Origin of the sequence: Frigoribacterium sp. PhB107 (genome assembly GCF_003751515.1) — a bacterium.
In the GTDB taxonomy this organism is placed as follows: domain Bacteria; phylum Actinomycetota; class Actinomycetes; order Actinomycetales; family Microbacteriaceae; genus Frigoribacterium.
On the sequence record NZ_RJKU01000003.1, the window covers coordinates 217,303 to 233,200 of the forward strand.

The following is a 15,898-nucleotide window of genomic DNA, read 5'->3' on the forward strand; positions in this document are numbered from 1 at the left end:
GAGCCTCCTGCCCTACCATTGGTCACCGTGACCGACGCACGCACGCAGCTCATCGACTACATCCGTTCCGAGGCCGTCTTCCACGGCGACTTCACGCTCACGAGCGGCAAGAAGGCGAGCTACTACATCGACCTGCGGAAGGTCAGCCTCGACCACCGCGTCGCCCCCCTGATCGGGCAGGTCATGGTCGACCTCATCACCGAGGTGCCCGACGTGTTCGCCGTGGGCGGCCTGACGATGGGCGCCGACCCGATCGCCTCCGCCGTGCTGCACCAGGGCGTCGCGATGGGGCGCGACTACGACGCCTTCGTCGTCCGCAAGGAGCCCAAGGACCACGGTCGCGGCAAGCAGGTCGAGGGCCCCGACCTCGAGGGCAAGCGGGTCGTCGTCCTCGAGGACACGTCGACCACCGGGGGCTCGCCCCTCGCCGCCGCGAAGGCGCTGGAGGCGGTGGGCGCGGTGATCGCGGCCGTCGCCGTCGTCGTCGACCGCAGCACCGGCGCCCGCGAGGTCATCGAGGCCGCCGGCTACCCCTACTACGCGGCCATCGGGCTGGACGACCTCGGGCTGCAGCCGTGAACGACGCGCGCGACGGCCGCGGGCCGGACGGCGAGGAGGCGGAGGCCAGCCGAGAGCCGGCTGACGACACGTCGGGGCTCGACGCGGGCGACTGGCTCGCGGCGCAGTTCGCCGACGACGGCGCTGACGACGACGCGGTCGACGGCGAAGTGGTCGATGACGACGACGCTGACGACGACGGCGTGGTCGATCACGACGACGTGGTCGATGACCGCCCGGCCGCCGACGGCGTAGCCGAGGACGACACGGCCGAGGGCGACCCTGCCGAGCGCGGCCTGCGGACGGGGGCGACGCCGATCTCGGCCGAGACCGCCCGCTCCGCGCCGTTCACCGTGCCGCCTGCCCCCACCGCCGAGTCCGAGGTCGTGAAGAGCTCGGGCCACCCGATGGCCCTCGATCTCTCGGCGCTCGCCGGGACGATGCCGCCGCCCTCGCCGACCGAGCCGACGCCGTCCGCCGAGTCGACGCCGTCCGCCGAGCCGACGCCGTCCGCCGAGGGTGCCGTCGAGCACGAGGCCGACCCCGTCTCGGACGAGAGCGTCCGGTCGGAGGTCGTCGCGCCTCCTCGCTACAAGGTCCCGCCGGCGGTCGCGCCGCGTCCTGCGCCGGTGCCGCCCGCCGCGCTGCCGCCCGCCGACCCGTCGGCCGCGGTCGCCGACGACGACGAGCCCGTCACTTCGGACGGCGCCTCGGTCGAGGAGACCGAGGCCGACCCTGCGCCGCGGGACGAGCCCGGCCCCTTCACCGCCCTGATCACGCCTCCCATCGCTCCGCAGCCCGTCTTCCCGTCGTCGTTCGACTGGAGCGCCCCGGCGGCGTCCGACGACCGGGCCGCGGGCCCGGGCCCTGACGGAGGGTCCCGGGACGACGTCGACCTGCCGCCCGCCGCGGGCGAGGACGCCGAGGAGGCGCCCGTCCCGTCGACCGACGCGGCCGACGACGCGCAGACGCGGGCGTTCGACCTCCCGGCTGCCGCGGACCCTGCTGCTGCGCCTGATCCGTCTGCGGCCGGGGACGTGTCCGCGTCGTTCGAGGCGGAGGCCCGATCGACACCGGTCGGACCGGAGCCCACGTCGGCCGGGTCGGCCGGGTCGGAGCCCGAGCTCGCATCCCAGCCTGAGGTCGAGTTCGCGCCCGAGGCCGCATCCGAGCCTGAGTCCGCGACCGAGGCCGAACTGCCCCGGGCCTCGAGCGAGCCTGCGTCGGCGCCGGAGCCCGCAGTCGACCTGGTCGAGCCCGTGCTCGAGCTCGACTCCGAGTCCACGGTCGAGCAGTCCCAGCCCGAGTCCGAGCCCGCAGCGGAGCAGACCGAGATCGTGGCCGAGGTGGCGAGCGAGCCCGAGCCTTCGTCCGAGCAGGCCGAGCCCGCGACCGAGTTCGCCTCGGAGCAGGACCCCGAGCCCTCGACCGAGCTCGCCTCGGAGCCGGACACCGAGCCCTCGACGGAGCTCGCCTCGGAGCCCGCGAACGAGCCCGAGCCGGGCACGGCCGAGTCCGCGCCCGCGGAGCCCTGGTGGATCGCTGAGCACCACGAGATGACCCGGCGAGAGCGCCGCGAGGCCGAAGCCGCGGGGGTCGTCGTGCCGCCCGCGGTGGCGGCGTCCCCGGACGGTGCGGCTGCTGCGGCTGCGGCCGCGGCTGCTGACGACGAGAGCGCTGCCGGGGCCCCCGCCGCACCTCCTGCGGGCCTGCCCTTCGCCGCGCCGTCGGGAGCGGCGTCCGCGCCGACGGCCGACGGGTCGGAGCCCACGTTCACCGAGCTGCTGGGCATCGTGCGACCGTCGGGCGACGCGCGCGAGTCGCTGGAGGACACCCCCGGCGACCCCGCGGCCGACGCGGGACGCAGCGACCTCGTCGATCCCGGCCCGCTGCCGGCGGGCGGGTCCTGGGCGCTGAGCGACGAGCTGCCCGTCGAGGACGCCTCGACCACCGCCGCCGAGGGCGACGAGCTCGTGAGCCCGGCCCGGGACGACGAGCCGCTCGACCTCGACGACCCGTTCGCGGCGCTCCAGGTCGAGGCCGAGGAGGACGCCCCGGACGCGGCCACGGCGGCGCTGCCCCTCGCGGGCGCAGGCCTCGCCGGCGCAGGCCTGACGGGCGCCGGGGCGACGGGGGCCGCCGCCGCGGCGGAGACGCCGCCGACCGCCGCCGCGGAACGCCCTCGCTCGGTGCCGCACACCGACGCCGAGCTGCCCGGGCTGAGCGTCGAGGCAGGGTCGCCGTCCGCGCCGGCGGCCGCCTCCTCAGGCGTCTCGCCCCTCGTTCCGCGCGGTGGCCCGTCCGCCCCGTCGGCGTCGTCCGGTCCCGGAACGGGATCGTCCGCGGCAGGGCCCGGGAGCGGCATCGCGTCGTGGTCCCGCGGCCGCAAGGTGCTGCTCGGCGTCGCCGCGGCGCTCGTGATCGTGCTCGCGCTGGTCGCCTTGTTCGTGCTCAGCAGGTCGCTCTTCGCCGGGACGCCGCAGCCGACCGAGGCCCCCGCCGCGGCCGTCGCCACCCGCACCGTCACCGCTGCGCCCGCGGAGCTCCCGCAGGAGGCGGCGGCCGGCCCGCTCTCGACGGGCACGCACCCGTGGAGCGACCTGCAGGGCGGCGAGTGCTTCTCGACCTTCGAGAGCGCGTGGCAGCAGGACTACGAGGTCGTCGACTGCGGCCAGCCGCACGTCGCCCAGTTGGCCTCGATCGGGGCGCTCGACGCCGACCCGGCCGCAGCGTACCCGGGGAGCGACGCGTTGCAGTCGCAGATGTCGGTGCTCTGCACCGGGTCGAGCGCGCTGGACCTCGCCGCCGCCTCGACCTGGGCCGACGCGCAGTTCAGCGCGAGCTGGGCGTCGACCGACGCGGAGTGGGCCGCCGGGGTCCGTTCGTACTGGTGCTTCGTCGACCGCGCGAGCGGCGAGCCGATGACGACCAGCGTCGCGCCGGCCGCGGCCTGACCCGTCCCACCCGACCCGCACCTCCTGCGCTCCGATCGCCCCCGCCGCGCCCTCGTTGCCCGCGGATGCCGACCGTGCGGCCCGCTATAGCTGGAAATGCCACTGTTGCGGCAGTGGATCGGGCCAAATGGTCGGCATCTGCCGTCAGTGCGGGCGAAGCGGACCGTGCGGGCAGCGCAGGTGACGCGGACCGTGCGGTCGACGCGGGTGACGCGGGCCTTGAGGACGGCGTCGGGATGGGGACCGGCCGGCGCCGGCGCGTGTCGAGCTAGAGCTCGCTCGGCACCGTGTCGGTCTCGAGCGGCTCGGCGCGGACCAGCTCGTGCACGCCGCTCAGCACCTCGTTCGGGCGGAACGGATAGCGGTCGATCTCGGCCTGGTCGCTGATCCCCGTCATGACCAGGATCGTGTGCAGCCCCGCCTCGATGCCCGCGACGACGTCGGTGTCCATCCGGTCGCCGATCATCGCGGTGTTCTCGCTGTGCGCGCCGATGCGGTTCATCGCCGAGCGGAACATCATCGGGTTCGGCTTGCCGACGACGTAGGGCGACTTGTTCGTCGCGGCCGTGATCATCGCGGCGATGGCGCCCGTCGCGGGCATCGGGCCGTCGGCGCTCGGGCCGGTCGTGTCGGGGTTCGTGACGATGAAGCGGGCGCCGCCGAGGATCAGCCGGACGGCCTTCGTGATCGCGTCGAACGAGTAGTTGCGGGTCTCGCCCACGACGACGTAGTCGGGGTCGGTCTCGGTCATGATGAAGCCCGCCTCGTGCAGCGCTGTCGTCATGCCGGCCTCGCCGATGACGAAGGCCGAGCCGCCGGGCATCTGCGAGCGGCAGAAGTCGGCGGTCGCGAGGGCGCTCGTCCAGATGCGCTCCTCGGGCACGTGCAGGCCCGAGGCGCGGAGCCGCGCGCTCAGGTCACGCGGCGTGAAGATCGAGTTGTTCGTGAGCACGAGGTACGGGGTGCCCTCGTCCTGCCACTGCTGGATCAGCGCCGCGGCGCCGGGCAGGGCCTGGTTCTCGTGCACCAGCACGCCGTCCATGTCGGTCAACCAGCATTCGACCTCGTCGCGAGTACCCATGGGCACACCTTACTGAGGGCAGACGAACGCAGGAGGTGCGGTGCCGGTCCGGCCAGCGACCTACGCTGGCCGTCGTGACCGACCAGCACCCCGAACCCGACGACACCCCCGACGACACCGCCGACGAGGCGACCGCCGAGTCCACCGCCCCACCCGATGCCGAGCCGGCTGCCGAGCCGGTCGTGGCACACGGTGTCGGCCCGTGGCCCGGCGGCGTGGACGCCTGGCCCGCCGGTGACCACTGGGACCGCGAACTGCTGCGCGACGGCGACCGGCGCAACGTCGTCGACCGCTACCGGTACTGGTCCCTCGAGGCGATCGTGGCCGACCTCGACCTCGTCCGGCACCCGTTCCACGTGGCGATCGAGAACTGGCAGCACGACATGAACATCGGCTCGATCGTGCGGAGCGCGAACGCGTTCGCCGCCGAGGCGGTCCACATCGTCGGGCGGAGGCGCTGGAACAAGCGGGGCGCGATGGTGACCGACCGCTACCAGCACGTGCAGCACCACCCGGACGTCGCCTCCTTCGTCGCCTGGGCCCAGGAGGCGGGACTCGTCGTCGTCGCGGTCGACAACGTCGACGGCTCGGTCCCGCTCGAGACGACGGCGTTGCCGGAACGCTGCGTGCTCGTGTTCGGTCAGGAGGGCCCTGGCCTCAGCCCTGAGGTGCTCGCGGCCGCGGAGCTGGTGGTCGAGATCTCGCAGTTCGGCTCGACCCGCAGCATCAACGCCTCCGCCGCAGGAGCTGTCGTCATGCACGAGTGGGTACGGCAGCACCGGTTCTAGCGAACCGGATCGGGCGTCAGCACGGTCCAGGGACATCTCTCCGGACGAATATCAGATAAGATTTTGAACAGATGTGATATTTTGAACCGTCTTCCTCTCCGCAGGTGACACGAGAGGAGCTGAGATGAGTCGCGTACCGTCACCGACCACGATCGCTGCGGGGCACCCCCAGGGGTCCCCGACCTTCAGGCCCGATGTCGAAGGCCTGCGGGCCGTGGCTGTGGTGGTGGTGGTGGTCGGTCATCTCACCGGTCTCCCCCCGGGCGGATTCGTCGGAGTCGACGTCTTCTTCGTCATATCGGGCTTCGTCATCACCGCGGTCCTGCTGCGTGAGCTGGACCGGTCCGGCACGATCTCGCTGACGGCCTTCTACGCCCGTCGAGCCCGGCGGGTCCTGCCCGCCGCCGTGGTCGTCATCCTGGCGACGCTCGTCGCGGCAGCAGCCCTCTGGTTCACCCCGCGGTTCGCAGGCACGGTCCTCGACGCTGTCGCGTCCCTCTCGTTCGTCCAGAACTGGCACCTCATCGCGGTCGGAGCCGACTACCTCGGAGCCGACTCGCCGGCGAGCCCGCTCCAGCACTTCTGGTCGCTGGCCGTCGAGGAGCAGTTCTACCTGATCTGGCCTGTCCTGATGCTCGTCGCGACGTCGATCGCTGCTCGGCTGAGCAGCCGTCGTGCGCGCCGGGACGTCCTCGTGGGCGTGGCGTGCGCTGTCGTCGTCCTCTCCGTCGGCTACGCGGTCTGGCGCGGCGAGGCCTCGCCCAGGGCGGCCTACTTCGACTCCGTCGCCCGCCTCTGGGAGCTCGCGGCAGGTGCTCTCTGCGCCTTCGCCCGGCCCGTCGCGCAGCGCATGTGCCTGCCCCTTCGCCGCGCCGTCGTGCTGGCGGGCCAGGGGGTGCTCGTCCTGAGCCTGGTCGTCATCGATCCGAGTTCGTCCTTCCCGTGGCCCTGGGCCCTGCTCCCCGTGCTCGGCGCCTGCGCGATCGTGGTGGGCGGCTCGGGTCGGCTCGGGGGCGTCGAGACCGTGTTGGTCTCGAGTCCGGCGCGATGGGTGGGCCGCCGCTCCTACTCGATCTACCTGTGGCACTTCCCCGTGATCGTGTTCGCCGAGTCCCTCGGGCTCCGGGGCCTGCCCGCCGTCGCGGGAGGGCTGGTCGTGACGCTCGTGCTGAGCGTCCTCACGTTCCGCTTCGTCGAGGAGCCGGCACGTCTCGGAGCGTGGCTGCGCGGCTGGGAGGCGCCGGTGGACGGGGCCGACAGGCGTCGCGACCTCGTTCGACGAGCCGGTGTGGCCGGGACGGTCACCCTCGTCGTCGTGGGCATGTCCGCGGCTCAGCTCGAGGGTCCTGCTGCGCTGATCGACCCGGGGGTCGCGGTCGCCGCCGTGGGGTCCGCGCCCGAGGGCGGACCAGGGCCGGCCGGGGCCTCGGACGTGCCGTGGGCGGCCGCCTCCCTCTCGGAGGCGCTGTCCGAGTCGGTCCTCCACCCGGAGCGAAGCTCTCCGGGTGCGCTCGACGAGGCCCTGAGTGCGTCGCTGGTGCCCCAGCTGGCCTCGGATGAGTGCCGGTACCCCGTCGGCACCGCTGCCGCCGTCGCTGAGCCCTGCGATCTCGGTGACGGCGCGGCGCCGCGGACGGCCGTGCTCGTGGGCGACTCGATCGCTCTCTCCTGGTTGCCTGCGCTCGAGGCTGCGCTGGGCGGTGGCTGGCGGATCCGGGCGCTGGCCTTCGGGAGCTGTTCTGTCACCGACGCCCGTTTCCACGACGGCAACGCCGGCTCGTCCTTCGTCGAGAAGTGCGCCGACAGCCGCGCCGACCTCCGAGAGTTCGCGGCCGAGGCCGGGGCGGACCTCGTCGTGACCTCGGGCAGCGTCTCCGGGCTGGGGCGGTTGACGAGCGGCGCCACCGGTGCCGAAGCGATCGCCGAGTGGCGTCGGGGGACCGAGACGGCTGTCTCGGAGCTCGCGCTGGGCGGTGCGAGGGTCGTCGTGATCGGGGCGCCGCCACGCGGCCCCTCTCCCGTGGTCTGCGCCGCGCGGCCCACCGGCGCACAGGGGTGCGTGGCCGCGCCGGAACGACTCAGCCTCGATGCACGCACGGCAGAACGCGCGGGGGTGGAAGACGCCCGCGGACGAGGGGTCGACGTCGACTTCATCGATGTCCTGTCGTGGTTCTGCGCGGCCGACGGCGAGTGCCCCGTCGTGGCGGGGGAAGTCCTCATCCGGGCCGATGCGCAGCACCTCACGGAGGCGATGTCGCGTTCACTCGGTCTTCTCCTGCGTGACGAACTCGCCCGGCCCTGACGGGCTCATGTGATCGACCGCCACCTGGAGCAGGTCGTTGACTCAGAGAAATATCACACATATACTCAGAACTCCCGTGCCCTGTCCGGGGTCCCGCACCGAGTGGAACGAGCTGCACATGTTGCCCCCTTCGAGTCCCGCCCTCGCCTCCCGCCTCCGGGTCTGCTTCGTCGCCGCTCCCCTCATGGCCCGCAGCGGCGTGTACCGGTCGACGCTCGACCTCGTCGCCGAGGCCCGGTCCCGCGGCCTCGACTGGTCCGCGGTCGTCGGCCTGCGCGCCGCCGCGGCGGGCGTCAGCTCGCCGGCGGCGGGCGTGCGCGAGGTCGAGGTGCTGCAGCACGGGCTCGGCGTCGTCGACGAGGTCGCCCAGCTGCTTCTCGACTCGCCCGAGGTGCGTGAGGCCGACGTGGTCGTCACCCTCGTGACGCAGAGCGACGTCGCCGCGGCACGTCTCCGTTCCCCGCTCGGCCCCGCCTGGGTCGCCTGGGTCAGGGGGCTCCCGTGGCCGGCGCAGGGCGAGCAGACCCTGCTCCGTCGTCACGTGCTCCGGCTCGTCGAGACGCGCGCGCTCCGCGCAGCCGCCGACGTCTGGGCGACCACGCCGGTCCTCGCCGACGCGGTCGCGGCGGCCAGGCGACCCGAGCTCGTCCCGGCGGGCGTCCCCGCCGCGCCGCGCCTCAGCCGTGGCGAGGCGTCGGGGCGGCTCGTCTGGGCTGCCCGCCTCGACGTCGACAAGAGGCCCCGCGCCTTCGCCGACCTCGTCGCCGCCACCGGCGTCCCCGGGGCGATGTACGGCCACGGTCCGCTCGAGGCCGAGCTGCGCCGTGAGGCGCCCGCCGGGCTCTCCGTCCGCGGCTGGGCCGACCCGGCCGCCCTGTGGACCGACGCGGCGGTCTTCGTGGGCACCGCCTCCCGCGAGGCCTTCGGGCGCAGCGCCGTCGAGGCCGCGCTCGCCGGGGTGCCCGTCGTGCTCGGCGACGCCTACGGGGCCGCGCCGCTGCTCGTCACCGACGACGAGCTCCGTCGACGGTTCGTCCTCCCCGTCGACGACCCGCGGCCCTGGGCGACGGCGGTCCGTGACCTGGTCTCCGACGCCGACCTGAGGCGGTGGCTCAGCGACCACGTGCACGCCAACGCGTCGACGCTCACGATCGGGCGCTCGGTCGACGCCGTCCTGGCCCGTCTCGGGCACCTCGGCCGCGTCGGGCAGGGGGCTGCGTGAGCGCGCCGGTGCGGGTGGTCCACTACGGAGCCCACGACCTCGACTACCCCCGCGGGCGACGCGTGCGCGAGCACCTCGCCTCCCTCCCTGGCGTGGAGCTCGCGACCGTGCCGCGCAGCCGGGCCGGCTCCCGGGCGCGTCGGGCCCTCGCCGACGTCCGGGGGCTCTGGCGAGCGTCCCGCGGGGCCGACGTCGTCGTCCTGGCAGAGTTCCGCACCACCCACGCGCCGCTCGTGCACGTGGTGGCCGGGCTCCGCCGTGCGCGTGTCGTGGTCGACGGCTTCATCGGCCTGCACGAGACCGTGGTCGTCGACAGGGGCGACGTCCCCGCGCGGTCGCTCCGGGCTCGCCGTCTCGACCTGCACGACCGGCTCGCCGTCCGCGCGAGCGACCTCTACCTGATCGACACGGATCCCCGCGCCGACGAGGTGCGGCGTCGACACCCACGGGCCCGCGAGGTCGCGGCCGTCGCCGTGGGGGCGCCGTCGTGGGCCACGTGGCAGCCGGCGGCCCCGGCCGGAGCGGGGCTCCGGGTGCTCTACTACGGCGGGTACATCGCCCTGCACGGCGTCGACCTGATGGTCGAGGCGCTCTCGCTCGCCGCGGCGCGGCGCGAGCTGCAGGTGGTCTTCGTCGGCGACGGCCCGTCACGGGCCAGGGCGGAGCAGCGCGTCCGCGACCTGGGTCTCGGGCAGATCGTCGACTTCGTCGACCCGGTCCCCGAGTCCGGCCTCCTCGAGCAACTCGCGTGGGCGGACGTCGTGCTCGGTGTCTTCGGCCCGTCGCCCAAGGCACGGTCCGTGGTCGCGAACAAGGTCTGGCAGGGCCTGGCGTGCGGCCGGGTCGTCGTGACCCAGCGTTCGTCGGCCCTGGACGACGTCGCCGAGGCGGTCGGCGACCAGCTCGTCCAGGTCGAGCCGGGTCGGGCGGGGGCGCTCGCCGACGCTCTCGTCGCCGTCGAACCGACCCGGGCCCTCGCCGGTTCGCCCGGGGTGCACGACCGCCTCGAGGCGCTCGTCGCCCGGTCGTACCGTCCCCTCTCCCGGTTCGTCCTCGCGAGCGGGGGGAGGGCGTGACGCGCGTGGCCGGCCGGGTCACCGGGTCCCAGGTGGTTCGCCTCCTGCTCCACGTCCTCGTGCCTGCCGTCAGCGCCGCGGCGCCCCTCGCGGTCATCCCCGCGGTGACCTCGCGGTTCGGGGCGTCCGGGTGGTCGGCCGTCGCCGTGGGCATGTCGGTCGGCGTCGCCGCGGCCGTCGTGGCTGAGCTCGGCTGGAGCATCGTCGGGCCCGTGCGGATCGCGCGCGACCCCGAGGCCCGGGCCGCCGTCTTCGCCCGGGCCCTGGCCAGCAAGCTCATCGCGACGGCGGTGCTGCTCCCCGTGGTCGTCGTGGTCACGGCCTTGCTGGTCGACCGGCACGTGCTCGCCGCCGTCCTGGTCGCGGTCGGCGTGGCCCTCGGCGCGCTGAGCCCCACCTGGTACTTCGTCGGGCTCGGGCGTCCGGGTCGCGTGGTGCTGACGGAGGCGCTCCCTCGCGTCGTCCTCGCCCTCGCCGCCGCGGCGGCGCTGGTGGTCGGCGCGCCCCTCGAGGCCTACGGGTCCTGCCTCGTGCTGGCCGTCGTCGCCACCGCCGTGCTCACCCCCCTCGTCGACGACGCCGCCCGGTTCCCGTCCCGACAGGCGTTCGCCGAGGTCCCCCTGGTCGTCCGCGAGCAGGCGGTGCTCGTGCTGGGACGCGCGGTGACGACGACGTACAAGTCCCTCCCCGTGGCGCTCCTCGGGGTGACGGCACCCGCCTCGGTGGCGGCCTTCGCCGCGACCGACCGCCCGCTCCGCATGGGGCTCCAGGTGCTGTCCGCCGTCCCCGACCGCCTCCAGACCTGGGTCGGCACGCCCGACGCCGAGCTCGCACGGCGCCGGAGCGCCGTCTCGCTCGGGGTGAACACCGGGCTCGGCGTCGTCGCGGGGACGGTGTTCGCGGTCGCGATGCCGTCGGTCTCCGGCTGGCTCTTCGCGGGCGCGGTCGACGTGGGACGCGACCTCGCCGTGTGGGGCGGTGCGCTCGTCACCGTCATCTGCTCCTCGCGGGGCGCCGGCCTCGCCCTGGTGAGCGCGGGGCGTCACGGCCACACCACCACGGCCGCGATCGCCGCCGCGCTCGTGGGCGTCCCCGGCGTCCTGGCGGCGGGTGCCGCCGCCGGGGCGACCGGTGCCGTGGCGGCTCTCGTGCTCGCCGAGGGCGTCGGACTCGTCGTGCAGCTGGGGCTGCTGGTCGGCGCGGGTGGTCGAGCCGGTCCCGTGCTCGCGACGCGTGCCTCCCTCACCGGGGCGTCGTCGTGATGGTCGCTGCCGCGGCGGGGGCGACCGTGCTCCTCGTGGCCCTCGTGGGCGGCCTGCTGCTGCCGTCCGACCTGCGTCGCGGGGTCGCCCTCGTGGCCGCGGTCGCCGTGCTCGTCTCCGCCTCCTCGCCGTCCGCGCCCGAATCCGTCCGCACGGCTGCGGTCGTCGGCGTCGTGGTCCTGCTCGCGGGCGCCGCGGCGTCCCCGCGCTCCTGGTTCGTCCCGCCGCCGCGGGCCACCGTCGCCACCGGCGCGCTGTTCGTCGTGCTCGTCGTGCTGGTGCTCCTCCGGGCGCCGTCCACGATCGTCCTGATGGCCGAGCTCGCCGCCGTCGGCCTGCTCGTCTCATGGACGATCGCCACGGCGTCCGCTCGCGACCTCCTCCTGCTCGTCCGGGGACTCGTCGTCCTCGGGGTCGGCCAGGCCCTGCTCGGCATCGTGGAGCTGACCGTGCTGCACCGCCCGGTGCCCTGGGGCTACAAGGTGCGCGCCGACGGCAGCGTCTTCGCGGGCCCGAACAGGATCCTCCCCGGAGACCTCACCCGCGTCGAGGGCACGCTCGGACACCCCATCCCCTACGCCGTGTTCTTGGCCGTGTGCCTCGTCGTCCTGCTGGCCCACCCGCGGCTCCTGCCGTCGCCGGTCGTGCTCGCCCTCACGTCCCTCCTCGTGGTGGGCGTGTTGCTCTCCGGCAGCCGCAGCGTCGTCGCGGCGCTCGTCGCGGCCCTCACGCACCTGCTCGTCACGTCGGCCCAGAGCAGGCGGCTCCTCAACGTGATCACGTCGGCCGTGGCGTCCGTCGTCGTCGTGTGGCTCCTGGAAGGGGAGATCGCCGACGGCTTCGTCACCCTGATCAACTCCGGCTCCTGGGAGAACCGCGTCGGGGCGCTGGCGAGCGTGCCGGGGCTCCTCGGCCGGCCCCCGCTCGAGGCGCTGCTCGGCTCGGGCTTCGGCAGCGAGCCGGAGCTCTACGCGAGGGGGCTGCTGCCGCAGGGCGGCTTCACGGTGATCGACAACCAGCTCGTCTCGACCCTCGCGGCCTTCGGCGTCGTGGGCGTCCTCGCGCTGGTCGCGGCCCTCGTCGTCGGCTTCGCGCGGGCCGCGCGCGTGGGCCGGGCCGTGCTCCTGGTGATGGCGGTCGTGCTGTTCTCCTTCGACTGGTTCGTCTGGTTCTCGATGGCGGCGCTAGCATTCGGGGCGGCAGCATGGGCACCACGACCTGACGTCGCCCCCGGCACCCCGGCCCGCGCTGCGCACGTCGCGACCCGGCAGGACTTCGTCCACGTCGGGCCCACCCGAGCAGGAAGTCCGTCACGATGACCCGATCCCCCTCCGGCGCCGACCGAGGCGCCGATCGCCCCCTCGACGTGGCCGTCATCGGCACCCGCGGCTACCCCAGCTACTACGGCGGCTTCGAGACCGCGGTGCGCCACCTGGCGCCGTGGCTCGCCGAGCGGGGCTGGGGCGTGACCGTCTACGGCCGCCCCGGCTCGACCGCCCCCGCCGACCCCGCTCGTGACGGACGGGTCGTCAGCCGGCTCACCCGCGGCGTGGAGTCCAAGTCGCTCAGCACCCTGTCGTACGGGTTCACGGCCGTCGTCGACGCCGTGCGTCGCCGGCCGGACGTCGCTCTCGTCATGAACGTGGCCAACGGCTTCTGGATCCCGCTCCTCCGCCTCCGGGGCATCCCCGTCGTCGTCAACGTCGACGGGATCGAGTGGGAGCGCGAGAAGTGGGGCCGGGCCGCACGTGCCGTGTTCCGGGCGGGTGCCGTGATGACCGCCCGGTGGGGCACCGTCCTCGTCTGCGACGCACAGGAGATCCGTCGGCGCTGGAGCGAGATGTGGGGCGTGGACGGCGTGTTCATCCCCTACGGCGGCAGCGAGGTCGACGACCTCCCCGTGGAGCCGGGGCTGGAGTCCGGCCGTTACGTCCTCATGGTGGCTCGGTTCGTGCCCGAGAACACGGTGGCCGAGTTCCTCGCCGCCGCGGCGGAGCTCGCGGGGACCCACGACGTCGTCGTCGTCGGCTCGAGCGGCTACGGCGGGGAGCTCGACGAGGCAGCCCGCCGGCTGGCCGACGAGCACCCCCGGGTGCAGTGGCTCGGGCACCTCAGCGACGACGCCCGGTTGTTCTCGCTGTGGCAGCACGCGGGTGCGTACTTCCACGGCCACAGCGTCGGCGGCACGAACCCCGCGCTGGTCCAGGCCATGATGTGCGGCACCCCGGTCGTCGCGCGCGACACGGTCTACAACCGCGAGGTCCTCGCCGACACGGGGACGTTCGTCGAGCCCGACCCCGCCAGCATCGCCGCCGGTCTCAGGGCGGTCCTCGACGACGAGGAGGCGGCCAGGACGATGGGCGACGCGGCCCGGTCGCGAGCCCGTGAGCACTACAGCTGGCCAGCCATCTGCCAGGCCTACGAGGACGAGCTCCGCTCGCTCGGGGGCAGGCGGGGAAGGCGCCGGTCGCGCTGACGCCGCGGCGCAGCGGAGCCCGGCGAGCTCGCGGGCACGTGCGGGCTCGTCCGTGCCGATGGGGGCTCGTCAGACCGCGAGCGCTCGGGAGAAGTAGTCGGCGACGGACTCGGTCGCGGCCGTGATCTGACGCGTCGCGCGGGCGTAGGTGGACGTGCCGTGGCCGAACGGGTCGACGACGTCGTCGTCGCCGGGGACGACCAGCGCGCCCGATCCGCGACGCGACGCCACGAGTGCGGTCGCAGCCGTCACGCGGTCGACCGCGCCGGGCAGGGACTCGACCGCACGGGCGAGGGCGTCCTGGTCGACCGCCCGGGAGAGCCGGGCGAACTCGACGAGGGTGAAGGCCCAGCGCGCGGCCCTGGGGACCGCCCGGGCTGCGGCACCCCGGTGCTCGCGGGCCAGGCCGAGCACGAGGCTGCTCGCCCGGACGGTCTCGGCCGTGAGGTCGGCCGCCCGGTGCTCGGCCAGGTCGAGGCCGAGCAGCGACGCCTGCTCGAGCATCGGTGGCGGCACGGGTGCGCCCGCCACTGCCCGCGTGCCGGCGCTGGAGCAGCGGACGTGGTCGAGTGCCTGGTCGAGGAGCGCTGCCGCCACGGGCGACCTGCAGATGTTGCCCGTGCAGACGGCGAGGACGACGAAGTCCGTCATGCCGGCGCCCCGGACGGGGAGAGCGCGGCGGCGCGGGTGGTGGTGGCGGGGGGAGTCGGGGCCGGGGCGGGCGTCACGGGCGCTGTGCCGGCCGTCCCGGGCGTCGGACCCGTGCCGTGGCCGTAGTAGGCGCCGTAGTGGCCGTAGCCGTAGGCGTCCCGTCCGCGGAGGAGGGCCATCGTCAGGACGACGCCGAGGGTCCGGCTGCCGATCTCGCTGACGGCGAGCAGGGCCTGCCGGAGCTGCGGCCTCGTCGACCGCCGGGCCGAGGCGGAGAGGATCACGCCGCTGACGAGCCGGCTCACGACCGCGGCGTCGGTGACGGGGAGAAGGGGCGGCGAGTCGATGACGACGAAGTCGAACATCGCGGTGGCGTGCTGGACGAGGCTCCGCATCGCCGTGGAGCCGAGCAGCTCGCTCGGGTTCGGGGGCACCGGGCCGGAGGGCAGGACCGAGAGGCGCTGGGAGCCCCAGGGCTGGAGCACGTCGTCGATCTCGGCCCGCCCGACGAGCAGGTCGGTGAGCCCGACGGCGCCCTCGATGCCCATCAGCTCGGCGACGCGCGGACGCCGGAGGTCGGCGTCGACCAGCAGGACCGAGGCCCCGGTCTCGGCGAGGCAGATCGCCAGGTTGGCCGCCGTGGTCGACTTGCCCTCGGACGGCATGGCGGAGGTGACGAGGAACGAGCGCTCGGCACGGTCGAACGAGGTGAACTGCAGGTTGGTCCGCAGCGCGCGGTAGGCCTCGGCGAGGGGGCTGCGCGGCTCGTTCTGCACGATGAGGGGTGCGGTCGGGGACTCGTCGTGCTGGCCGATGGTGCCGAGCACGGGCGCGTCGGTGAGGGACTCGACGTCGGACTTGCCGCGGACGCGGACGTCGAGGGTGCGGCGCAGGAGGCTCGCCGCGACGCCGGCGAGGAGGCCGAGGACGCCGCCCACGGAGAGCGCGAGCACCGGCGACGGCGACGAGGGGCGGGTGGCCGCGACGGGCGTGTCCAGCCTCTCGATGGTGACGAGGGGGACGCCTCCGTCGGGCGCCTCGAGCTCCGTCTCGACGATCGACTCGAAGCTCGCCGCGACGGCGCTCGTCAGGGCGGCCGCCGCCGCCGGGTCGGTGTCGCTCGCGGAGAGGTCGATGAGGGCCGTGTTGGGCGGGCTGGAGGCCGACACGCGGGCGGCCAGCGCCGCGGGCGTCTCGTCGAGGCCGAGCTCGGCGATCACGGGGGCGAGCACCCGGCCGCTCGTGACGACGTCGACGTACGACCTGACCTTCGCCTGGGCGGCGCTGCTGCCCTGCACGAGGTCGCCGGCGCTGGACGTGCCGAGGGGCGCGACCGAGACGAAGAGCTGCGTGCTCGACGTGAACGTCTTGGGCGTCATGAGCGTCACGGCGGCGGCCGTCATGAGCGCGACGGCGGTGACGGCGACCACGAGCAGCCACGAGCTGCGGATGGTGGCGATGAAGTCCTTGAGTTCCATGGGTCGGGTTCCCTGCGTCGTCGGCGTCGGGACGCCGGTGGTGGTCGGTG

12 protein-coding genes are annotated in these 15,898 nt (G+C 74.6%); 9 read left to right on the forward strand and 3 right to left on the reverse strand.

From position 1 onward, the window contains the following. The first annotated feature begins 27 nt into the window (after positions 1-27). Positions 28-579, forward strand: a complete 552-nt coding sequence (gene pyrE, locus EDF18_RS14565) for an orotate phosphoribosyltransferase (RefSeq protein WP_123548607.1) — start codon at positions 28-30, stop codon at positions 577-579. Then, on the forward strand, positions 576-3,512 hold the full coding sequence (locus tag EDF18_RS14570; RefSeq protein ID WP_123548537.1) for a septum formation family protein: 2,937 nt from the start codon (positions 576-578) through the stop codon (positions 3,510-3,512). The genes pyrE and EDF18_RS14570 overlap by 4 nt, the downstream gene beginning before the upstream one ends. A 268-nt stretch (positions 3,513-3,780) precedes the next feature. Here EDF18_RS14570 and EDF18_RS14575 read toward each other — a convergent pair whose 3' ends face one another. Further along, the gene (locus tag EDF18_RS14575) at positions 3,781-4,593 is read right to left on the reverse strand and encodes an HAD-IIA family hydrolase (protein ID WP_123548538.1); all 813 of its coding nucleotides are present in this window, start codon (positions 4,591-4,593) and stop codon (positions 3,781-3,783) included. Between the two features lie 74 nt (positions 4,594-4,667). Here EDF18_RS14575 and EDF18_RS14580 point away from each other — a divergent pair, with 74 nt between their 5' ends. From EDF18_RS14580 to EDF18_RS14610, 7 genes are all read left to right on the forward strand, one after another. Beyond that, positions 4,668-5,381 carry an RNA methyltransferase gene (locus EDF18_RS14580; protein ID WP_123548539.1) on the forward strand — a complete coding sequence of 238 codons (714 nt, stop codon included), beginning with the start codon at positions 4,668-4,670 and terminating at the stop codon, positions 5,379-5,381. Between the two features lie 124 nt (positions 5,382-5,505). Continuing rightward, positions 5,506-7,683, forward strand: a complete 2,178-nt coding sequence (locus EDF18_RS14585) for an acyltransferase family protein (RefSeq protein WP_123548540.1) — start codon at positions 5,506-5,508, stop codon at positions 7,681-7,683. 118 nt (positions 7,684-7,801) lie between these two features. Next, positions 7,802-8,905 carry a glycosyltransferase gene (locus EDF18_RS14590; protein WP_123548541.1) on the forward strand — a complete coding sequence of 368 codons (1,104 nt, stop codon included), beginning with the start codon at positions 7,802-7,804 and terminating at the stop codon, positions 8,903-8,905. Next, the gene (locus EDF18_RS14595) at positions 8,902-9,981 is read left to right on the forward strand and encodes a glycosyltransferase (protein WP_133738776.1); all 1,080 of its coding nucleotides are present in this window, start codon (positions 8,902-8,904) and stop codon (positions 9,979-9,981) included. Before EDF18_RS14590 ends, EDF18_RS14595 begins: the two co-directional genes overlap by 4 nt. Next, a complete protein-coding gene (locus tag EDF18_RS14600) occupies positions 9,978-11,243 on the forward strand; it encodes a hypothetical protein (protein ID WP_123548543.1) in 1,266 nt (421 codons plus the stop codon). Before EDF18_RS14595 ends, EDF18_RS14600 begins: the two co-directional genes overlap by 4 nt. Continuing rightward, positions 11,240-12,562: a hypothetical protein gene (locus tag EDF18_RS14605; RefSeq protein ID WP_133738775.1), complete on the forward strand. Its 1,323-nt coding sequence runs from the start codon at positions 11,240-11,242 to the stop codon at positions 12,560-12,562. The genes EDF18_RS14600 and EDF18_RS14605 overlap by 4 nt, the downstream gene beginning before the upstream one ends. Beyond that, positions 12,559-13,719, forward strand: a complete 1,161-nt coding sequence (locus EDF18_RS14610) for a glycosyltransferase (protein ID WP_123548545.1) — start codon at positions 12,559-12,561, stop codon at positions 13,717-13,719. Before EDF18_RS14605 ends, EDF18_RS14610 begins: the two co-directional genes overlap by 4 nt. Before the next feature lie 69 nt (positions 13,720-13,788). Here EDF18_RS14610 and EDF18_RS14615 read toward each other — a convergent pair whose 3' ends face one another. Together EDF18_RS14615 and EDF18_RS14620 are read right to left on the reverse strand one after the other, a co-directional pair. Beyond that, positions 13,789-14,370, reverse strand: coding sequence for a low molecular weight phosphatase family protein (locus tag EDF18_RS14615; protein WP_123548546.1), 582 nt, complete (start codon positions 14,368-14,370; stop codon positions 13,789-13,791). Further along, positions 14,367-15,848: a polysaccharide biosynthesis tyrosine autokinase gene (locus EDF18_RS14620; protein ID WP_123548547.1), complete on the reverse strand. Its 1,482-nt coding sequence runs from the start codon at positions 15,846-15,848 to the stop codon at positions 14,367-14,369. The genes EDF18_RS14615 and EDF18_RS14620 overlap by 4 nt, the downstream gene beginning before the upstream one ends. Positions 15,849-15,898: the final 50 nt, after the last annotated feature.